At 64.9% G+C, this 21,067-nt stretch carries 22 protein-coding genes; 4 read left to right on the top strand and 18 right to left on the bottom strand.

Annotated elements, in window-relative coordinates; translation table 11 throughout:
- Positions 1-3: 3 nt before the first annotated feature.
- The 14 genes from nuoN to CH251_RS18870 all read right to left on the bottom strand — a co-directional run bounded on the left by nuoN (position 4) and on the right by CH251_RS18870 (position 15,462).
- Entirely contained in the window at positions 4-1,566 is a 1,563-nt protein-coding gene (nuoN, locus tag CH251_RS18935; protein WP_094614447.1) for an NADH-quinone oxidoreductase subunit NuoN, read from the bottom strand.
- Complete coding sequence (locus tag CH251_RS18930; RefSeq protein ID WP_373454970.1) at positions 1,563-3,062, bottom strand: NADH-quinone oxidoreductase subunit M; 1,500 nt, start codon at positions 3,060-3,062, stop codon at positions 1,563-1,565. Before CH251_RS18930 ends, nuoN begins: the two co-directional genes overlap by 4 nt.
- A 35-nt stretch (positions 3,063-3,097) precedes the next feature.
- On the bottom strand, positions 3,098-4,969 hold the full coding sequence (gene nuoL / locus CH251_RS18925; protein ID WP_179273371.1) for an NADH-quinone oxidoreductase subunit L: 1,872 nt from the start codon (positions 4,967-4,969) through the stop codon (positions 3,098-3,100).
- Between the two features lie 13 nt (positions 4,970-4,982).
- Positions 4,983-5,282 (bottom strand): NADH-quinone oxidoreductase subunit NuoK, encoded by a 300-nt coding sequence (gene nuoK / locus CH251_RS18920; protein WP_008717020.1) that lies wholly within the window; start codon positions 5,280-5,282, stop codon positions 4,983-4,985.
- Positions 5,279-6,046, bottom strand: coding sequence for an NADH-quinone oxidoreductase subunit J (locus CH251_RS18915; RefSeq protein WP_094614445.1), 768 nt, complete (start codon positions 6,044-6,046; stop codon positions 5,279-5,281). Before CH251_RS18915 ends, nuoK begins: the two co-directional genes overlap by 4 nt.
- Complete coding sequence (nuoI, locus tag CH251_RS18910) at positions 6,043-6,588, bottom strand: NADH-quinone oxidoreductase subunit NuoI (protein ID WP_094614444.1); 546 nt, start codon at positions 6,586-6,588, stop codon at positions 6,043-6,045. The genes CH251_RS18915 and nuoI overlap by 4 nt, the downstream gene beginning before the upstream one ends.
- Positions 6,581-7,891 (bottom strand): NADH-quinone oxidoreductase subunit NuoH, encoded by a 1,311-nt coding sequence (gene nuoH, locus CH251_RS18905; RefSeq protein ID WP_094614443.1) that lies wholly within the window; start codon positions 7,889-7,891, stop codon positions 6,581-6,583. The genes nuoI and nuoH overlap by 8 nt, the downstream gene beginning before the upstream one ends.
- On the bottom strand, positions 7,888-10,329 hold the full coding sequence (locus CH251_RS18900) for an NADH-quinone oxidoreductase subunit G (RefSeq protein WP_094614442.1): 2,442 nt from the start codon (positions 10,327-10,329) through the stop codon (positions 7,888-7,890). The genes nuoH and CH251_RS18900 overlap by 4 nt, the downstream gene beginning before the upstream one ends.
- Positions 10,326-11,627: an NADH-quinone oxidoreductase subunit NuoF gene (gene nuoF, locus CH251_RS18895; RefSeq protein WP_094614441.1), complete on the bottom strand. Its 1,302-nt coding sequence runs from the start codon at positions 11,625-11,627 to the stop codon at positions 10,326-10,328. Before nuoF ends, CH251_RS18900 begins: the two co-directional genes overlap by 4 nt.
- Position 11,628: 1 nt before the next feature.
- Positions 11,629-12,522, bottom strand: a complete 894-nt coding sequence (gene nuoE / locus CH251_RS18890; protein ID WP_094614440.1) for an NADH-quinone oxidoreductase subunit NuoE — start codon at positions 12,520-12,522, stop codon at positions 11,629-11,631.
- Positions 12,519-13,817: an NADH dehydrogenase (quinone) subunit D gene (gene nuoD, locus CH251_RS18885; RefSeq protein WP_094614439.1), complete on the bottom strand. Its 1,299-nt coding sequence runs from the start codon at positions 13,815-13,817 to the stop codon at positions 12,519-12,521. Before nuoD ends, nuoE begins: the two co-directional genes overlap by 4 nt.
- Positions 13,817-14,479 (bottom strand): NADH-quinone oxidoreductase subunit C, encoded by a 663-nt coding sequence (locus tag CH251_RS18880; RefSeq protein WP_094614438.1) that lies wholly within the window; start codon positions 14,477-14,479, stop codon positions 13,817-13,819. Before CH251_RS18880 ends, nuoD begins: the two co-directional genes overlap by 1 nt.
- Entirely contained in the window at positions 14,476-15,030 is a 555-nt protein-coding gene (locus CH251_RS18875; RefSeq protein ID WP_032397855.1) for an NADH-quinone oxidoreductase subunit B family protein, read from the bottom strand. Before CH251_RS18875 ends, CH251_RS18880 begins: the two co-directional genes overlap by 4 nt.
- Before the next feature lie 72 nt (positions 15,031-15,102).
- The gene (locus CH251_RS18870; RefSeq protein WP_094614437.1) at positions 15,103-15,462 is read right to left on the bottom strand and encodes an NADH-quinone oxidoreductase subunit A; all 360 of its coding nucleotides are present in this window, start codon (positions 15,460-15,462) and stop codon (positions 15,103-15,105) included.
- Positions 15,463-15,737: 275 nt separating this feature from the next.
- On the opposite strand from CH251_RS18870, the gene CH251_RS18865 reads away from it, so the two are divergent.
- A complete protein-coding gene (locus CH251_RS18865) occupies positions 15,738-16,451 on the top strand; it encodes an aquaporin (RefSeq protein WP_094614549.1) in 714 nt (237 codons plus the stop codon).
- Position 16,452: 1 nt separating this feature from the next.
- Here CH251_RS18865 and CH251_RS18860 read toward each other — a convergent pair whose 3' ends face one another.
- The gene (locus CH251_RS18860; RefSeq protein WP_094614436.1) at positions 16,453-16,902 is read right to left on the bottom strand and encodes a hypothetical protein; all 450 of its coding nucleotides are present in this window, start codon (positions 16,900-16,902) and stop codon (positions 16,453-16,455) included.
- An 80-nt stretch (positions 16,903-16,982) separates the two neighbouring features.
- Positions 16,983-17,627, bottom strand: a complete 645-nt coding sequence (locus CH251_RS18855) for a hypothetical protein (RefSeq protein WP_143537810.1) — start codon at positions 17,625-17,627, stop codon at positions 16,983-16,985.
- 100 nt (positions 17,628-17,727) lie between these two features.
- Here CH251_RS18855 and CH251_RS18850 point away from each other — a divergent pair, with 100 nt between their 5' ends.
- A complete protein-coding gene (locus tag CH251_RS18850) occupies positions 17,728-18,003 on the top strand; it encodes a hypothetical protein (RefSeq protein WP_094614548.1) in 276 nt (91 codons plus the stop codon).
- A gap of 9 nt (positions 18,004-18,012) precedes the next feature.
- Here the strand turns inward: CH251_RS18850 and CH251_RS18845 are convergent, their stop codons facing one another.
- Positions 18,013-18,444, bottom strand: a complete 432-nt coding sequence (locus CH251_RS18845; RefSeq protein ID WP_094614434.1) for a hypothetical protein — start codon at positions 18,442-18,444, stop codon at positions 18,013-18,015.
- Between the two features lie 59 nt (positions 18,445-18,503).
- Between CH251_RS18845 and CH251_RS18840 the strand changes: the two genes are divergently transcribed.
- Entirely contained in the window at positions 18,504-19,268 is a 765-nt protein-coding gene (locus tag CH251_RS18840; RefSeq protein ID WP_094614433.1) for a 2-phosphosulfolactate phosphatase, read from the top strand.
- Between the two features lie 97 nt (positions 19,269-19,365).
- Positions 19,366-20,109: a polyprenol monophosphomannose synthase gene (locus CH251_RS18835; RefSeq protein WP_094614547.1), complete on the top strand. Its 744-nt coding sequence runs from the start codon at positions 19,366-19,368 to the stop codon at positions 20,107-20,109.
- An 8-nt stretch (positions 20,110-20,117) separates the two neighbouring features.
- Here the strand turns inward: CH251_RS18835 and CH251_RS18830 are convergent, their stop codons facing one another.
- Positions 20,118-20,903 (bottom strand): SDR family oxidoreductase, encoded by a 786-nt coding sequence (locus CH251_RS18830; protein WP_094614432.1) that lies wholly within the window; start codon positions 20,901-20,903, stop codon positions 20,118-20,120.
- Positions 20,904-21,067: the final 164 nt, after the last annotated feature.

Below are 21,067 nucleotides of genomic sequence, written 5' to 3'. Positions count from 1 at the left end.
CAGCTACAGGAAGTTCGCGGCACGCGCAGCGAGATCGAGAACGGGTTGCGGGAAGACTCCGAGAGCGACGGTGACCACCACCGAGAGCCCGATCGCGCACGACACCGACGCCGTCGGGCGCACGATCGTGGCGGTCTCGACTCCCGGATCGGTGAAGAACATCAGCACGATGACCCGCACGTAGAAGAACGCCGCGATCGCACTGCACACCACTCCGACCACGACCAGTGCCGCTCCCCCGGCTCCCGAGGCTGCGCTGAACACCGCGAACTTGCCGATGAACCCACTGGTGAGCGGAATGCCGGCGAACGAGAGCAGGAACAACCCGAACACCGCCGCCACCAGCGGTGATCGACGGCCGATTCCCGCCCACCGATCCAGATCGCTCACCTCACCGCGTTCGTCGCGCGCCAACCCGATGATCGCGAACCCTCCCAAAGTGCTGAACGCATACGCCAACAGATAGAACATGGTGGCCGACACGCCGGAATCACCCACATCACCGGAATCACCCAGTGCCGTCACTCCGGTGAGGATGAATCCGGTGTGCGCAACGGACGAATACGCCAGCATCCGTTTGACATCCGTCTGCGTCACCGCGACAACGGAACCCAGCACCATCGTCGCGATGGCGACGACCCACAGCATCGGTCGCCAACTCGATTCGAGACCGGGTAGCGCCATCCCGAAGATGCGAAGAATCGCACCGAACGCCGCGACCTTGGTCACCGTGGCCATCAGCGCCGTCACCGGTGTGGGGGCACCCTGGTAGACGTCGGGAATCCACGAATGAAAGGGCACAGCGCCGACCTTGAACAGCAAACCCACTGCGAGCAAGGCGGTTCCGATCAGCGCGAGCGATCTGCCCGGACCGTCCACCGCGATGGCGTCGGCGATGCCGTCCAACCGAACGGTTCCGGCGTATCCGTACAGAAACGCGACTCCGAACAGGAAGAACGCGGACGAGAACGCGCCCAGCAGAAAGTATTTGAGAGCCGCTTCCTGAGAGAGCAACCGCCGCCGTCGGGCCAGACCGCAGAGCAGATAGAGCGGCAACGACAGCACTTCGAGCGCGACGAACATCGTCAGCAGATCGGCGGAAGCAGGAAACAGCAACATGCCACCGATCGCGAACATCGCCAGAGGAAACACCTCGGTCTGGGCGACGCCTGCATCGATGGCTTCTTTCTCCGCCACGCTGCCCGGAGTGGTCGATGCCTGCGGAGTGAACGAATCGATGCGGCGCTCGGCACCGGCCCCGGTGACTGCGACGGTGCGCTCCGCCAGCAGTGCGATCGCCGGAATCGACACCAGCACAATGGTTCCCTGCAGAAAAAGGGTAGGACCGTCGATCGCGACTGCCCCGGACATCGCCGACGCCTCCGTGCCTGCCAGACCGAGGATTGCCGCCAGCGCCGCCACCAGTCCCGTGAGAGCGAGACCCAGATGCGTGCTCCGACGGGCCCGCAGCGGCACGAACGCTTCGACGAGAACACCGAGCACTGCGACCGAGAACACGATCAGCATCGGTGCCAACAGACCGTACTGCACCTCGGGTGTGGTCATCGCTGACCTCCTGAACTGTCGACGATCGTGGATTGCACTGCCGGGGTGATGACATCGAGCGCCGGTTTCGGATACACCCCGAGCACGATCAGCAACGCGATCAACGGCACCACCACGGCCAGCTCGCGTCGGACGAGATCCGGCACCGTCTCGTTGCCCTCCCGGACCGGCCCGGTCATCACGCGCTGGTAGAGCCACAGAATGTAGATCGCCGACAGCACGAGGGCTCCGGCGGCCACGATCGCGGCGACTCCGTATCGACCGAATGTGCCGATCAGCACGAGGAATTCGCTCACGAACGGGGCGAGCCCGGGGAGCGAGAGCGTGGCGAGTCCCGAGATCAAGAACGTTCCGGCAAGCACCGGCGCCACCTTCTGCACCCCGCCGTAATCGGCTATCGCTCGTGACCCTCGACGCGACACGAGGAAGCCCGCGATCAGGAACAGTGCGGCCGTGGAGATTCCGTGGTTGGCCATGTACAGCGTGGCACCGGCCTGACTCTGGCCGGTCATGGCGAAGATGCCGAGGATGATGAATCCGAAGTGCGAAATCGACGTGTACGCAATCAGTCTCATCATGTCGGTCTGGCCGATCGCCAGAATCGCGCCGTAGACGATGCCGATGACCGCGAGAGTGATGATCCACGGCGCGAACGTCTGCGACGAGCCGGGGAACAGTTCGAGACAGAACCGCAGCATTGCGAACGTGCCGACCTTGTCCACCACCGACATCATCAGCACCGCAGTCGCGGGTGTGGACTGCACAGCGGCGTCGGGTAGCCACGAATGGAACGGCCACAACGGCGCCTTGATCGCGAACGCGAACATGAAGCCGAGGAACAGTGCGTTCAGCACCATCGGATCCACACCGAGTCCGCCCGATGCCGCCGCGTCGGCGATCGCACGCAGATCGAATGTCCCGCCGTCGAAGGGCCCGTCGGGTCTCGCAGTCACCACGTACAGGCCGATGACGGCCGCCAACATCACCAGACCGCCGAACAGGTTGTACAACAGGAACTTCACCGCGGCGCGCGTTCGATGGACTCCCCCGAAGCCTCCGATGAGGAAGTACATCGGAATCAGCATCGCCTCGAAGAAGATGTAGAACAACAACACGTCCAACGCGGTGAACGACACGAGCACCATCGACTCGACCACCAGAATCAACGCCATGTACGTGTGCGCCACCCGACGGGAGCCGTAGTTCGCGACACGAGTGCCGTCGTTCCAGCCCGCGACGAGCAGCAAGGGCGTGAGAACGGTGGTGAGCAACACCAGAACGAGGCCGATTCCGTCCAGACCGAGGGTGTACCGCGCACCGAAAGCCGCTATCCACGAATGGTCCTCGACGAACTGGTACCGATCACCACCGGATTCGAACGACACTGCCAATGCGACCGACACGGCCAAGGTCCCGGCAGCGAAACCCACTGCGACACTGCGCGCGGCGGTCGGGCGAGCGGCGGGCACCAGGGCGACGACGATCGCGCCGAGCATCGGGAGCACCCACAGAACGGTCAACCAGGGAGTCGTCACAGAGCCACCACCATCAGGACCACGAGAACGGCTCCCGCGAACATCGCCAACGCATACGACCGCACATATCCCGTCTGCAGCCGCCCGGACCGCGTCGATGCGCCACCGATCGAGCTACCCACCCCGTCCACGACGGCGTCGATACCGTTGTCGGCGTGCACCAGTGCGCGCGTGAGGGTCTGTCCTGGACGCATGAATGCCGCCTCGTTGACGGCGTCTCCGTAGAGATCGGCACGTGCAGCTCGGGTCAGGGCCGACACATCCTCGGGTGGAGTCGGCGGAACCTCACCGACGATGTACTTGCGGTAGGCGAGGGTCACGCCGATCAGCACGACCACCAGGACGGCGACGGTGACCACCCAGGCCGGAATCGCGTGCTCCTCGTGGGCCGATCCCACGACGGGCTCGAGCCACGTCTCGAGGCGGCCGCCCACCGCGAGAAAGGCGCCCGACGCCACCGAACCGATCGCCAACACAATCATCGGAGCGGTCATCGTCGCCGACGCCTCGTGCGGATGTGCCTGCGCCGACCAGCGTTTCGGACCGAAGAACGTCAACAGCATGACCCGAGTCATGTAGAAGGCCGTCAGGCCTGCACCGAGCAAGGTCACGCAGCCGAGAATCGGACCTGCCACTCCCCCGGCGGCGAAGGCGACCTCGATGATCGGATCCTTGGCGAAGAAGCCGGAGAACGGCGGCAGTCCGATGATGGCGAGATACCCGAGGCCGAACGTGACGAACGTGATGGGCATGGCGGCGCGGAGTCCACCGAACCGTCGCATGTCGGTCTCGTCGTTCATCGCGTGCATCACCGAGCCCGCGCCCAGGAACAAGCCCGCTTTGAAGAAGCCGTGCGAGATCAGGAGCACGATGGCGTACGCGTACCCGGAGGGACCGAGCCCGGCCGCGAGCACCATGTACCCGATCTGACTCATCGTCGACGCCGCGAGCGCTTTCTTGATGTCGTCCTTCGCGCAACCGATGACGGCTCCGAACAGCAAGGTGACCGCTCCGACGGTGACGGTGGCCGCGCGGGCAGTGGGCGAGGCCTCGAACACCGGTCCCGAGCGCACGATGAGATACACCCCGGCCGTGACCATCGTGGCCGCGTGGATCAATGCCGATACCGGTGTCGGGCCCTCCATGGCGTCGCCGAGCCACGACTGCGACGGCACCTGCGCCGACTTTCCACACGCGGCCACCAGCAGCATCAGCGCCATGGCGGTGGCCACCGATTCACTCGCCTCACCGATTCCGGCGAACACGTCGTCGTACTGCACGGAGCCGAAGTTGACGAACATGATCATCAGCGCAACAGCCAAGCCGATGTCGCCGACTCGGTTGACCACGAACGCTTTTCGGGCAGCCGACGCAGCCGACGGCTTGTGTTGCCAGAAGCCGATGAGCAGATACGACGCCAGACCCACACCCTCCCACCCCAGGTAGAGACCGAGGAAGTTGTCGGCCAGAACCAACAGCAGCATGGCTGCCAGAAACAGGTTGAGGTACGCGAAGAAACGCCGCCGCTCGGCGTCGTGGCTCATGTAGCCGATGGAGTACACGTGAATGAGCGACCCGACCCCGGTGATCAGCAGGACGAAGCAGATCGACAATTGATCTGCACGCAAGCCGAACTCGACCTGCAATTCGTCGACCGGAACCCACCGGAACAGGGTCTGGGTGAAGGCTCGGCCCGACTCGGCGCGGCCGAGCATCGAGCCGAACACCACCGCGGCCACGACGAACGAGGACGCTGCCGCCGCCGTCGCGACGAGGTGCCCCCAGCGGTCGGTGCGCCTGCCACCGAGCAGCAGGAACGCTGCACCGAACGCCGGCAGAGCCGGAAGAAGCCACAGCATCGACATCATTTCTGCGCCCCCGTCAATTCTTCATCAGGGAGTTCTCGTCCATCGAAATCGACCGACGAGATCGGAAGATGGCCATGATGATCGCAAGGCCCACCACCACCTCGGCGGCGGCGACCACCATGGTGAAGAACGCGAACAACTGCCCGTCGAGATTGCCGTGCATGCGGGAGAACGTCACGAACGCGAGATTGACTGCGTTGAGCATCAATTCGATGCACATGAACACGATGATGGCGTTGCGTCTGACGATGACGCCCGCCGCTCCGATCGTGAACAGCAGAACGGACAGGTAGAGGTAGTTCTCGGGATTCATCGCTCGTCACCCCCGTCCACCTTGTCCTGGCTCCGTTGATCGGCGAACATCGCGTTGACGGAGGACTCGGATTCGGTTCCGTCGGGCAACAGAGCGCGGCGATCGACCCCGTTGTGTCTGGCGTACACCCCGGGGCTCGGCAGCGGCGTCACCCTCGAGCCGTCGCGGAATCGATCCTGTGCCATTTCTCGCTGACCCTTGACCGGCCCCAGAGCTTCCCTGTGTGCCAGGATCATCGCCCCGATGGTGGCAGTGATCAGCAGCGCCCCGGTCAACTCGAACGCCCACACGTACTCGACGAAGATCAGCTCTGCCAGGCCCTCGACGTTTCCGGTGGAGTTGACGGCGTCGAGACCGGCGAAGTCGAGCCGACCGGCATTTGCCGCGTCGCGCAGCAGTACCCCGATGATCAACAGTCCGAAGCCGATTCCGATGACGACGGCCGCGATGCGGTGACCACGCAGGGTTTCGGTCAGCGACTCCGAGGTGTCGACTCCGACGAGCATCAGAACGAACAGGAACAGCATCATGACCGCGCCGGTGTAGACGACGATCTGCACGACACCGAGGAACAACGCCCCCTGCGCCATGTAGAAGGTCGCCAGTACCACCATCGTGGCAGCGAGGAACAACGCCGAGTAGACGGCTTTGGTGCTCATCACCACCCCGAGAGCACCGATGACGGCAACGACACCCAGGGTCCAGAACTGCACGGCCTCACCGGTGGACGTCGCATCGAGGGCGAGCTGCACTGTGGCAGTCATCGAACCGAACCGTCCTCGGTTTCGGTCGTGCTCTCATCCCCGGTGACCGTTCCTCGGTAGTAGTCCTCGGCCGACAAGCCCGGTGCCATCGCGTGCGGCGGTGCCACCATCTCCGGTTGCAGAGGGGCCAACAGAGATTCCTTCTCGTAGATCAGATCGGCTCTGTTGTCACCGGCGAGCTCGTACTCGTTGGTCATCGTCAGAGCCCGTGTGGGGCAGGCCTCCACACACAATCCGCACCCGATGCACCGCAGGTAGTTGATCTGATAGACGCCGCCGTAGCGCTCTCCCGGAGAGAATCTCTCGGTCTCGGTGTTGTCGGCTCCCTCGACGTAGATGGCGTCGGCCGGGCACGCCCACGCGCAGAGCTCGCAGCCGATGCACTTCTCGAGACCGTCTGCATACCGATTGAGCTGATGACGACCGTGGTAGCGAACCTCGGTGGGCTTCTTCTCCTCCGGATACAGCTCCGTCTCGGCCTTCTTGAACATCGTGGCGAAGGTGACCCCGAAACCCGCTATGGGACCGAGAAATTCAGGCATCGGCGTTCTCCTTCGGTGACCTGGCGGCGCGCGAGCGCACACCGGCGTGCCGGCTCGGGAAATTCGAGCCCTGCGTGGGAATGGGAGGTATCGGGAATCCGCCTGCCACAGCATCGAACTCGGCGACGGGTAGAGGAGGCGGCACGTTCCGTTCCCGTGCCCGCCTGCGCACCATCAGCAGCAGCGCACCCAGCACGGCCACCGCAAAGATCATCGACACACCGAACGTGACCAGTGGTACGTCGTAGCGATCGGCCCCGAGTACCCGCACCGTCGCGATCACCATCACCCAGATCAGGGCAACCGGAATGAGAATCTTCCAGCCGAAGTTCATGAACTGGTCGTAGCGCAGCCTCGGCAGCGTCGAACGCAGCCAGATGAACACGAACAGGAACACCCAGACCTTGAGGGTGAACCACAGCACCGGCCACCACCCCGAGTTGGCACCGCTCCACAGACTCAGCGGAATCGGAGCCCGCCAGCCGCCGAGGAACAGCGTGGTCGCCAGTGCCGACACGGTGACCATGTTGATGTACTCGGCGAGCATGAACATGGCGAAACGAAGAGACGAGTACTCGGTGTGAAACCCGCCCACCAACTCACCCTCTGCCTCCGGCAGATCGAACGGAGCGCGGTTGGTTTCGCCGACCATGGCCGTCACGTACACCAGGAACGACGGCAGCAGCAGAAACACGTACCAGGTATTCTGTTGCGCAGCAACGATTCCGGACGTCGACATGGTGCCCGCGTACAGGAAGACCGCTGCGAACGACAGGCCCATCGCAACCTCGTAGGAGATCACCTGCGCCGTCGAACGCAAAGCACCGAGCAACGGGTACGTCGAGCCCGACGCCCACCCCGCCAACACGATCCCGTACACACCCACCGACGTGACCGCGAGAATGTACAGAACCCCCACCGGCAGGTCGGTCATCTGCAGCGGCGTCGTCGTACCGAACACCGACACCTCGGGCCCGAACGGAATCACCGCGAAAGCCATGAACGCAGGAACCACCGAAATAATCGGAGCCAGAACGTAGATCGGCTTGTCGACGCCGGTCGGAGTGATCCCCTCCTTCAGCGCCAGCTTGATCCCGTCCATCAACGACTGCAACAGACCCCACGGACCGACCCGGTTGGGCCCCACCCGCATCTGCATCCACGCCATGATCTTGCGTTCGGCATAGATCGCCACCAGCGGCGTGAGGACCAGGAACACGAAGACAGCCAAGGCCTTCCCGACAACCAACCACCACGGATCGGTGCCGAACATCGACAGATCGGTCGGCGCGGCCACGATCATGACCGGCCTCCCTCGGGTCGTTCCGCAGAACCACGACCGATGCGCACCACCGCGCCCGACTGCACCCCCAGCGAGCGATACACCGCCGAACCGGGTGAGTTCATCGGCACCCACACCACGCTGTCGGGCAGGTCGGTGATCGTCAGCGGCAACGTGATCGATCCCCGGTCCGTCGCGACGCTCACCAGGTCACCGGTCTCGGCTCCGATGGCCGAGGCCGTCGCCGCCGACAACCGAACCGTGGGCGTGCGACCGGTCGCGGCGAGATTGTCCTCACCGTCCTGCATCCGACCCGCATCGAGGAGCATCCGCCACGTGGCCAGAATCGCGTCCCCCGAGCCGAGGGCCGGAATCTCCGCCCGGGGTGCCACCCGGGCCACCGCTGTGCGCGGGCCGTTCCACACACCGAGGCGCGCCAACTCGGCGCGTGCCGCTGCCGCGTCGGGCACCGCCAGTTCGACGCCCATCTGGGCCGCGAGAGCGTCGAGGATGCGTTGATCCGGCATCACCGCGCCGGCACCGAGGGCAGTGTCGAACGCGCGAGGTCGTCCTTCCCAGTCGACGAAAGTTCCCGACTTGTCGACCACCGGCGCCACCGGGAACACCACGTCGGCCCGCTCGGTGACCGCGCTGCGGCGTAGCTCGAGGCTCACCACGAACGCCGATCGGTCCAGTGCATCGAGTGCAGCCCGGGGGTCCGGCAGATCGTCGAGATCGATTCCGGCAGTGACCAATGCGCGTTCCGGTCCGGCGTCGGCCAGGATCGCGGCGGTGTCGCGGCCCGCCTCCGCCGGCAGCTCTGGCACTCCCCACACCGCGGCGACCTCGGCGCGCGCCGCCGCATCGGCCACGGGACGCCCACCGGGCAGGACGTTCGGCAGCGCCCCTGCGTCGAGGGCACCGCGTTCGCCGGCGCGTCGTGGAATCCAGGCCAGGCTCGCCCCGGTGTCGTCCGCCAGTTTCGAAGCCGCCGCCAGACCTCCGGGAACGGAGCCGAGCCGCTCGCCCACGAGCACGATCGCACCGGGCTCACGGAGGAGTTGGGCAATCGATTCGGTGCCACGATCGCCGACGTGCAATGCATCGAGCCACCCCGGTTCGTCGCCGGGAATCGACTGCAGCAGAACGCCGTCGAGCTTTCGTAGACCCCGGGTGGAGAACGGCGCGACCGACGCCACCACCACCGCGCTCGTGCGGTGCGCCTTCCGAAGCCTCAGGAACACCAGTGGTGATTCTTCCTCGGGCTCGAAACCGACGAGCAACACCACCGGGGCGTTCTCGAGGTCGGTGTAGGTGACCCCCAACCCGGTCGCTGCTATCCGGCCGGCCAGGAAGTCCGCCTCCTCGGCGCTGTGGCTGCGATTGCGGAAGTCGATATCGTTGGTGTGCAGAACTGTTCGAGCAAACTTGGCGTAGGCGTAGGCGTCTTCGAGCGTGGATCGTCCGCCTACGAGTACCGCAGCCTGCCCGACCGACTCGGCCAACCCCGCCGCCGCGGCGGCCAGCGCCGCCGACCACGACGTCTCGATCAACTCCCCCGATTCGTCGCGGATCATCGGCGCGGTGATGCGATCGGGTTCGGTGGCGTACTTGAACGCCCACCGCCCCTTGTCGCAGTTCCATTCCTCGTTGACCTGCGGGTCGTCCCCCGCCAGCCGGCGGAGAACCTTGCCGCGTCGATGGTCCGTGCGTTGAGCGCAGCCGCCTGCGCAGTGCTCGCACACGCTCGGTGACGAGGTGAGATCGTAGGGGCGCGCTCGGAACCGATATTCGGTGTTGGTCAGCGCACCCACCGGACAGATCTGAACGGTGTTGCCCGAGAAGTAGGAGTCGAACGGCTCGTTGCCGAAGATCCCCACCTGTTGAATCGCACCGCGCTCGAGCAAGTCGATGGACGGGTCGCCGGCCACTTGAGCCGCGAACCGAGTGCAGCGCGCGCACAGGACGCACCGTTCCCGGTCCAGCAAGACCTCCGCCGACAGCGGGATCGGCTTGGGGTACGTGCGTTTCGTCTCGACGAATCTGGACTCTGCTCGACCCGCAGCCATCGCCTGGTTCTGCAGCGGGCACTCGCCGCCCTTGTCGCACACCGGGCAGTCCAGCGGATGATTGATCAGCAGCAATTCCATGACGCCTCGCTGCGCCTTCTCCGCCGACTCCGATGTCACCTGAGTGCGCACGATCATGCCCTCGGCCACCGTCGTGGTGCAGGACGCCAACGGCTTGCGCTGCCCCTCGACATCGACCAGACATTGCCGGCACGCCCCCACCGGATCGAGCAGCGGGTGATCACAGAAGCGCGGAATCTGCACGCCCATCAGCTCGGCGGCGCGAATCACCAACGTGCCCTTGGGAACGCTGATCTCGTGGTCGTCGATGGTCAGTGTCACCATCTCCACGTGGGTGACCGCGGACCGACCATGTGCAGCTGCGGTCATGACGTCAGCTCCTCTGCCATCAGGGTCGATCGGTGTGGATCGAAGGGGCAACCCTGTTCGGTGACGTGCCGGATGTATTCCTGGCGGAAGTACTTCAGCGAGGACACGATGGGGCTTGCGGCTCCGTCTCCCAAGGCGCAGAACGACTTTCCGGCGATTCCGTCCGCGATGTCGAGCAGCGTGCCGAGGTCCGCTTCGGTGCCGGTTCCGCCGTCGAGGCGGCGCAGTATCTGCACCAGCCAATAGGTTCCTTCTCGGCACGGGGTGCACTTGCCGCAGGATTCGTGTGCGTAGAACTCCGTCCAGCGCAATACCGCTCGCACCACGCACGTCGTGTCGTCGAAGATCTGCAGTGCCTTGGTACCCAACATCGATCCGGCGGCACCGACGCCTTCGTAGTCGAGTGGCACGTCGAGGTGATCGCCGGTGAACATCGGTGTCGACGATCCTCCCGGTGTCCAGAATTTCAATTCGTGACCGGGCCGGATGCCGCCCGCGTAGTCCAGCAGTTCCCGCAGGGTGATGCCCAGCGGGGCCTCGTACTGGCCGGGGCGACACACGTGGCCGGAGATCGAGTAGAGGGTGAATCCGGGTGACTTCTCGCTGCCCATCGACCGGAACCATTCGATTCCGTTGCGCAGGATCACCGGAACGCTGGCTATCGACTCGACGTTGTTGACCACTGTCGGGCTCGCGTACAGACCTGCGACCGCGGGGAACGGTGGACGCAGCCGGGGTTGTCCGCGCCGACCCTCCAACGAGTCGAGCAGAGCCGTCTCCTCGCCGCAGATGTACGCGCCTGCACCGGCATGTATCACCAGTTCGAGATCGAATCCCGTTCCGAGAACACCCTTGCCCAGGTAGCCTGCCGCGTATGCCTCGGCAACCGCGGCCTGCAGTCGGCGCAACACCGGTACCACTTCACCGCGGACGTACACGAAGGCGTGCGATGCACGAATTGCGTACGCCGCGATGATGATCCCCTCGATCAGCGTGTGCGGGCTCGCCATCAGCAACGGCATGTCCTTGCAGGTACCCGGCTCCGACTCGTCGGCGTTGACCACCAGATAGTGGGCTTTCCCGTCACCCTGTGGAATGAAGCTCCACTTCGTTCCGGTCGGGAATCCCGCACCGCCACGGCCTCGCAGACCGGAGTCCTTGACGAAGGCGATGAGGTCGTCGGGGTCCATGGCCAGGGCCTTTTCCAGCCCTCGATATCCCTCGTGGCTGCGGTAGGTGTCGAGGGTCCACGAGTTCTTCTCGTCCCAGAATTCGCTCAGCACCGGCGTCAGGGCCATGTCACTTCCCCTTCGTCGACGGATCGGTTTCGGTGGTGTTCGGCTGCGGTGGAACGGTGGCCGAAGGCGCCGGAGCGGGTTTCTCGCGCACCGTCTCCGCCACTGCTTCGGCACCCAGATCGGGGTGATCGTCCGGGGAGCCGGCGTCGGCCCGGGGAGCCGACATCGAGTGCTCTCGGGCGTACCGGAGGCCGGCGAGAGTGGCTTCGCCTGCGCTGCCGGGGGATTCGAGCGCCCCGGGTCGGTCGTCGGCGAACCCGGCCAGAATTCGCTCGGTCTCGCGGAACGTGCAGAGCGGAGCGCCGCGAGTCGGGGTCACCTGCGCACCGGAGCGGAGCGCGTCGACCAGTTCCCGCGCCGACGCCGGAGTTCTGTTGTCGAAGAACTCCCAGTTGACCATCATCACCGGCGCGAAGTCGCACGCGGCATTGCACTCGATGTGCTCGAGGGTGATGGCACCGTCGGCCGTCGTTCCGCCGTGATCGATATCGAGGTGATCCCGCAGGGCATCCATGATGGCGTCGCCGCCCATGACGGCGCACAGGGTGTTGGTGCACACTCCGACGCGATAGTTGCCGGTGGGCTCGCGGCGATACATCGAGTAGAACGTCGCGACTGCGGTCACCTCTGCCCCGGTGAGATCGAGTACATCCGAGCAGAATTCGATTCCGGCAGGCGTGAGGTATCCGTCCTCGGATTGCACCAGGTGCAGCAATGGCAGCAGCGCCGATCGGGCCTGAGGATAGCGGGCGAGAACGATGTCGGCGTCGGCGCGCAGGCGGGCCCGGACGTCGTCGGGATAGGACTCGCGTGCGTCGGGGCCGACCAGTTGTACGGCTTCCTCGGGCCGGGCCCCCAGTTGGACGAGCACCGGCTCCGAGCGCGGCGCGGTCATCGGTCCACCCCGCCCATCACCGGGTCGATACTGGCCACGGCAGCGATGACGTCGGAAATCATGCCGCCCTCGCACATCGCGGCGACCGCCTGCAGGTTGGTGAACGAGGGGTCTCTGAAATGCACTCGGTACGGCCGAGTGCCGCCGTCGCTGACGATGTGCACGCCGAGTTCGCCGCGCGGCGATTCCACGGTGGACAGCACTTGGCCCGCCGGCACTCGCATTCCCTCGGTCACCAATTTGAAGTGGTGGATCAACGACTCCATCGAGGTGTCCATGATGGTGCGCACGTGGTCCTGAGAATTGCCGAGACCGTCGGGTCCGGAGACCAGCTCGGCCGGCCAGGCGATCTTCTTGTCGTCGATGACCACCGGTCCCGGCCGCAGCCGATCCAATGTCTGCTCGATGATCTTGAGCGATTCCTTCATCTCTTCGACGCGAATCAGGTAACGCCCGTAGCAGTCGCATCCGGTGTCGGTGACGACATCGAACTCGTAGTTCTCGTACCCGCAGTAGGGATCGGACCGGCGCAGGTCGTAGGGAAGTCCGGTCGAGCGAAGCACCGGACCGGTGACGCCGAGGGCCATGCATCCCGTCAGGTCCAGGTAGCCGACGTTCTCGGTTCTGGCCTTCCAGATCGGGTTGTCGTTGAGCATGAGTTCGAGGTCGCGAAGCCGTCCGGGAAGTACCCGCAACAGCTCGCGGACCTTGTCGATCGCATCGGCGGGTAGATCCTGAGACAAGCCGCCGGGACGGATGTAGGCGTGGTTCATCCGAAGTCCGGTGATGGCCTCGAAGACGTCGAGAATCAGTTCGCGTTCCCGGAAGCCGAACAGCATCGCCGTCACGGCACCCAATTCCATTCCGCCCGTGGCCAACGCCACGAGGTGCGAGGAGATCCGATTGAGCTCCATCAGCATCACCCGGACGACCGTCGCGCGCTCGGGAATGTCGTCGGTGATGTCGAGTAGCTTCTCCACCCCGAGGCAGTACGCGGTCTCGTTGAAGAAGGGCGAGAGATAGTCCATTCGAGTGACGAACGTGACGCCCTGAGTCCAGTTGCGATACTCGAGATTCTTCTCGATACCGGTGTGCAGGTAGCCGATTCCACACCGCGCCTCGGTGACGGTCTCGCCTTCGATCTCGAGTATCAACCGCAGCACACCATGGGTGGACGGGTGTTGCGGACCCATGTTGACCACGATGCGTTCCGTGGTCGACCCGCGCGCCAGTTCGACCACGTCGTCCCAGTCCTGGCCCGACACTGCATAGATGGTTTCGTCCGTTGCGCTCATCAGTTGTACGACCTGCGCTCGTTGGGAGGCGCGATCCGAGCGCCCTTGTACTCGATGGGAATTCCGCCCAGGGGATAGTCCTTGCGTTGCGGGTGTCCGACCCAATCGTCGGGCATCTCGATCCGCGTCAATGCGGGATGACCGTCGAAGACGATGCCGAAGAAGTCGTACACCTCACGCTCGTGCCAGTCGTTGGTCGGATACACCGCGCAGAGCGAGGGTGTGTGCGGATCTGCATCGGGCACAGCCACTTCGAGTCGCAAACGGCGTCCATGCGTGATGGACACCAGATGGTAGACCGCGCGCAATTCCCGGCCGACCTGATCCGGGTAGTGCACACCCGATGCGCCCGTGCACAATTCGAATCTCAGTTCCTCGTCGTCACGGAGAGCACGGGCCACCGCGGGCACGTGCTCCCGCGAGAGATGCAGCGTCAGTTCACCGCGAAAGATCACCGCACGCTCGACGGCGTCCTCGAACGCCACGGCCGCGTCACCGGTGCCGAGAACAGCGGCCAATCGATCGACCAGGGCGTCGAAGTAGCTGCCGTAGGGCCGGACGGCCGTGTCCACCGACTCCACCGGCGGCTGCAGCCGACCGTAACCGGAGGTGTCGCCACTCCCTCGGACACCGAACATCCCGCGGGACCCGCGCGCCGTCATCGCAGCAGCCCCTTCAAGTCGATGGTCGGGGTGGACGCCAGCGCAGCAGCCTCGGCGGCCGCGCGCACCTGCTCGCGATTGACACCCAGCGGCATCTCCTGAATCTTCTTGTGCAGCTCCAGGATTGCGTTGAGCAGCATCTCGGGTCGGGGCGGGCAACCGGGTAGGTAGATGTCGACGGGAACGATATGATCGACACCCTGAACCACCGCGTAGTTGTTGAACATTCCGCCCGAGGACGCGCAGACTCCCATGGCCAGGACCCATTTCGGTTCCGCCATCTGGTCGTACACCTGCCGCAGTACGGGCCCCATCTTCTGGCTGACACGGCCTGCCACGATCATCAGGTCCGCTTGGCGCGGAGACGCACGGAACGCCTCCATGCCGAACCGCGCGAGATCGAACCGACCGGAGGTGGTTGCCATCATCTCGATCGCGCAGCACGCGAGACCGAATGTCGCGGGCCACAACGAACCCTTGCGTGCGTAGCCGGCCAACCCCTCGACGGTGGTCAGCAGAAATCCGCTGGGTAGCTTCTCTTCGAGTCCCATCGATCACACTCTTTCCGCATCCGCTCGAGGTGAGAACCGTGCATCGTGCCGTCGCCGATCAGTGTTCGGACGTCAGTCCCATCCGAGCCCGCCTCGCCGCCACTCGTAGACGTAGGCCATCGACACGTTGACGACGAACAGTGCCATGGCAACCAGCCCGAAAGCGCCCAGAACGTCCAGGTGGACGGCCCACGGATAGAGGAAGACGATCTCGATGTCGAAAATGATGAACAGCATGGCGGTCAGGTAGAACTTCACCGGAAATCGTTGGCCCGTAGGCGCATGCATCGTGGGCTCGATGCCGCACTCGTACGCGTCGAACTTCGCTCGGTTGTACCGCGCCGGCCCCACCATGGTTCCGACCATCACCGAGAACACCGCGAACACGACCGCAATGGCACCGAGAACGAGGATCGGAACGTAGGCGTTCATCCCGGCATCTGCTCCCTCGATCGACTACCGCGCCGGCGCGTAGTAAATGCGACGGCCGTACCAATGTGACCTGAACCACACAGTATGGGTTCGGTGTCGATCTCGCGGGATTTCGAGAAGTCCAGTTTCGTAATCCGTTGACGCGCATGGGGCACCCGATCTCGGCACTGTGACTCAGATCACTCGACGGCCCCATGCGATCCGGTCCGAGGACAACGACAAACCTCCCGACGATCCCGGCCGAACGCGGCCGCCTACATGCAACAGGAGAAATGATGAAGTCGATTTCCGTCTCGGCGCTCGCCGCCGAGGGACTGGGAACTGCCCTGCTCGTGATCTTCGGCGTCGGCACCGCCGTCATCGCGGGCGACACCGTCGGAACCCCGGGCATCGCCCTGGCATTCGGGCTCACACTGCTCGCCCTCGTCTACGCGATCGGCCCGATCTCGGGATGCCACATCAACCCGGCCGTGACGATCGGAGCCCTGATTGCTCGCGCCATCACCCCGATCAAGGCTGTGTTCTACATCGCCGCCCAGGCCGTCGGTGCAGTGATCGGCGCGCTGATCGTACTGTTCGTCGCCTCCGGCCGTCCCGGTTACGACATGGCGTCGGACGGTCTGGGCACCAATGGATTCGGCAGCTCCTCGCCCGGAGAATACGGGCTGGCGTCGGTGGCGGTGTTCGAGACGATCGCGACCGGCCTGCTCGTCCTCGTCGTACTGGCCACCACCGCCCCCACCGTTCACCCCGTCGTGGCGGCCGGTATCCCGATCGGCCTGACCCTGACCGTGGTTCACCTGCTGGGCATCGGGATCGATTCGACCTCGGTGAACCCTGCTCGGTCCTTCGGCCCAGCCCTCCTCGCCGGCGGACCTGCCCTGTCACAACTGTGGGTATTCGTGGTGTTCCCCGTGCTCGGAGCCGTCATCGCCGGCTCGATCCACCGGTTAGTGCTGACGGTGCCCGCATCGGAGAAGACGGTCTGATCTACTGCGATCGAGAGACCGGGGCACCGACGCGTCCCGAGTGCTGCCTCAGCAGATCGACCACTGCGCGCCCGAGCCGGATCGGATCCAGCGGGTGCGGAACAGCAGCCTCGGCGCGCGACCATTCGGCCAACCACGCGTCGTCCGGACGTCCGATCAGCACCAACACCGGTGGGCAGTCGACGATCTCGTCCTTCAACTGCTTCGCCAGACCCAGACCGCCCACGGGTGAGGACTCACCGTCGAGAATCGCCAACGAGACACCGCCTGCATCCATGTTCTCGATGACGACGGCTGCCGTGGCGATGTCGACGTACTCGATGTCACCGAGTGCGGGATCCGGTCGAGTTCCCACCGCAGACCGCACCTGGGCACGGGTCGCCGCATTGCTGCTGTACACGAGCACGCGCACACGACCGGATGGACTCTCTCCCGCTGTGGCGTCGGACACACCGCGATGCTACCGCGATGTCCACGGGAAACGGATCGAAACAGCCACGGCCGAAGTGCATTCGACGCTGCGAGTCCGGGTCAGGACTCGACGGTGACGATCACCGCGGCGGGTTCTTCGGTCGTGGTCACCGTGAACTCGGGTCGATCGGCCGCAACTCCGACGAAGGCCTGCGAGATTCCGCCGGGATCAGCCAGGAAATCGACCGAGACGACGGCGGAATCCGCACCGCCTCGGACCCGTTCGGGCCCGGCATACGGGGAGAACGTGTCGTCGGAGTCCGTCGACGTACCCGACAGGTCCACCTGCAACACCGATCTTCCCGGCACTGCCACCGGTTCACTGGTGGCATAGCGGACGGCTTCGTCGACGTACCGCACCGTGTAGGACACCGGGCCGTTGCCTGCCAACCTGAATTCGACGGTCGACGACTCCTCGATCACCACGTCGGTGACACCGACCGGCGACGCGCTCGGGAACCGCGCGCCATCGAGGCTCAGGGGAAGCTCTGTCACCGCGGGCGGAAGCGCTTCGGTGGGCGGTGCCGGACCGGACATGGGATCACCGACGACCAACGATCCCGTGACCGTCATGTAGTTCGTGCCCGCCGAGACCTCGTCGACGGGGCCGCTGCCGTCCTCGCCGGCACAGCCGGCGAGAAGACCGAGCGCCAGAGATCCGACGACCGAGAGCGCGAGTGGAGACCTTCGGTGGCCGTCGTACATCGCCATACCGTACTGAAGATACCGATCGGTTCGGTAGTGCTGTCCCGACGCAATTCGGTCACGATTGCGCCGTCCCGCGATGCTGCTAGCGTCGGAGGGTATGGAGCCCAAGAGCTATTCGTCCGGTGAGCGTGTGTTCGGTCCACCCAACGGGACGTTCGACGCGGACTGGGCTGCCACTGCACTGCGCTCGAACCGTCCCGAGTTGGACCATCCCACCTCGGTGCGCCTGGTCGAACAGGCCTGGGAGCTACTCCGAACGCGGGGGCTGCGCGGAGAACGACTCACCGCCGCACTGGACCTCGAGCCCGGTCTCGCTGCTGCAGTGTCCGCGGTCGCCACCGAGACCGCCGAGCTGTACCTGGACCCTCGGTAGCTCCGGGTCTCAGCTCGGACCGAACTGCTCGACTGCGAAACCGGCCACGAGCACCGCTGTACCGCCGATTTCGCCGACGATCAACGACACCATGAACAGATGCGTCCCCGGGACGGGATCGACGAACTGGTTCTCGGTGTCCCGACGAAACCCGTGCACCGTGTAGCCCACGACGGCAGCGACGAAGAACAACAGCACCACCGAAGCGGCAATCAGATCCACCGCGACCGACCACGCGCTGAATTGCGCCAACACCGCGAGTACCAGAGCAGCGAACGAATACATCAATGCTGCCCGATGGGCGATGTCGACATAACGATGCGCAGTGCCATCCGCCGACGTCGACATCTGGTGATACTTGACCACCCCCAACCCGAGAGCCCACAGCAGCAGAAGACCGGCCACGAGGACGATCACCTTGGTGTCCAGTTCCAGCTGCATGTCTCTCCCCCACTCGATCCCGCGCCGAAGGTATCACCGGACTTGATACCTTTTCGGCAATGCCCGCCGACCCCGAACTGTCCCAGAACGCGTACGGACTCCGCTTCGACTGGGGTCTGTGCGGCGCCGATGCCAGCGCCGAGGGCACGGACACCGCCGTCGTCGTGGATGTACTCTCGTTCACGACCACTCTCACGGTCGCTGTCGACGCGGGTATCGACGTCATCCCCAGTCAGTGGCGCGACGACCGGGCCACGCAGTTGGCCGAGCAGTTCGACGCGGTCCTCGCAGTGGGCCGGTCGGCCGCCTCACCGGGCCGGATCAGCTTGTGCCCGGCCACCGTACGGTCCGCGCCTGCCCCGGCTCGGCTGGTGCTGCCGTCACCGAACGGGTCGACCATCGCCCACGAGCTCGCGAGCACGGCCCCGCTGTGTGTGGGAGCGTCGCTGAGAAACGCGGCCGCGGTAGCTCAGTGGATACGTGCCAGGAACCCGGGTGCGGTGACAGCCGTCATAGCGGCCGGGGAACGGTGGCCGGACGGATCGCTTCGGCCTGCCGTCGAGGACCTGTGGGGGGCCGGTGCAGTCATCGCCGCCCTGCTCGATGCCGGAGCTTCCGATGCCTCCCCCGAGGCGAGAACGGCCGCTGCCGCATGGCGAGCCGTCGAGCACGACGTGGGGTCCGAGCTGCGGCAATGCGGCTCCGGTCGCGAATTGGCCGGGATGGGACACCCGGAAGACGTGGACATTGCGGCCGAGGTCGATTCGAGTTCCTGCGTTCCGATTCTGCGCGACGGCGTATTCGTCGACGCGACTCGGTCGTGAATCGACGCGCGCTCGAAAACGACCCACGATGCCGACCCGACACGGCCGATCGTGTCCGATATTTGGATCGGAACCCCGAATCACGGATCATACGGTGGTGAGTACGGAACGAGTCGCCCCGAAGACCACCGTCGTTGTACCGACGTACAACGAACGTGAGAACCTCCCCAAGCTGGTCGAGCTGCTGGCCGGGTTGCAGGTGGAAGGGCTCGGTGTGTTGGTGGTCGACGACAATTCGCCCGACGGCACCGGCGACGTCGCCGACAAGTTGGCCATCGACGGCCCCATCGACGTCAGCGTTCTGCACCGCACCGAGAAGAACGGTCTCGGACGCGCATACGTCGCAGGAATGACGCGAGCGCTCGACGAGGGTGCGGACATCGTCATCCAGATGGACGCCGACCTCTCGCACCCCACCGAGGTGATCCCGGCGATGATCGACAAACTGAACACCACCGACGCGGCCGTGGTGCTCGGATCTCGATACGTACCCGGCGGAGCGGTCGCGGCCGATTGGCCTTGGCACCGCAAGGCCCTGTCCGCATGGGCGAATTTCTACGTCAACACGATCCTGAGCCTCGGAGTCAAGGATGCGACAGCGGGATTCAAGGCGTGGCACGCGCGCACCCTGCGCACCATCGACGTGGCCTCGGTCGAGAGCAACGGGTACGCGTTCCAGGTGGAGATGAACTACCGAACCGTCAAGCACGGACTCACTCTCGCCGAGGTACCGATCACGTTCGAGGAGCGCAGCGAGGGCGAATCCAAGATGAGCCTGTCGGTTCAGCTCGAGTCGGCATTGGTGCCCTGGAAGTTGTTGCTGCGCAAGAAGAAGCTCTGACCGAAGCATTACGGCGTGAAGCGTCGGAATCCGCCTTCGGCTCCGATGATCTGACCGGTGATCGAGCCCGAATCGGGCGAGAGCAGTATCGCCACGACTGCTGCGGCCTCCTCGGGTGAGTTCCACCGACCGCGCGGCATGTGGCGTCCGACGAATTCGTCCAGATCGGCGCTCGCCCACCCGGTGTCGGTGGGACCCGGATTGATCGTGTTGACGGTGATGCCTCTCTCGATCACCGAATCGGCCAGCGTAGGGGTGATCGACGCAATGGCGCCCTTGCTCACTGCGTAAGGAATTTCGGTCGGCATGGGCCCTTCGTCCTGCCCGGAGGTGAACAGTACGACGCGACCACCGTCGGGATGATCGACGTACCGTTGCACGAATTCCTGCACGAGGAGCAGAGACGCTCGCACGTTCACAGCCCAGGTCAGGTCGAGCGACTCCGCGGTCATCGAATCCAGATCACCCAGCTGCGACCGCGCATGGTTGATCACCAGAGAATCGATGGTGCCGAGCCTGGATTCAGCAGCATCGAACAGGGTCGAAGGTGCCGCCGGATCGGAGAGATCGATGTCGAGGTGCCCGAGTTCACCTTGTGCGGCGGACAACTCGCGGAGTACCTGTACCGCTCCGGGCGTGTTTGTTCCCCACGGTTCGCTCACGTCGTAGTCGTCGCACGATTGCGCGAAGACCCGGGCGCGCTCGTCCTGCAGCAATCTGCGGGTGATGGCGAAGCCGATCCCCTGCCGCCGACCTACGCCGGTGACGAGGACGGTACGCCCATCGCTGTTCATGCTGCATTGTCGACCGTACGGGCATGCACGTCAACGTCGAATGCGCGGTCGGTGCCGTCGCGCCGGAGAATCCACAGTCACCGCGCTGAGATTGTGGACCTCCGTGCACGGAATAGCGGCGCTCAACTCCACCCGCGCATTCGAGCCGATCACCGATCGTTCGG

Source organism: Rhodococcus sp. 06-462-5 (assembly GCF_002258315.1).
Classification (GTDB): domain Bacteria; phylum Actinomycetota; class Actinomycetes; order Mycobacteriales; family Mycobacteriaceae; genus Rhodococcoides.
This window is presented reverse-complemented; position numbering and strand designations above follow the sequence as displayed.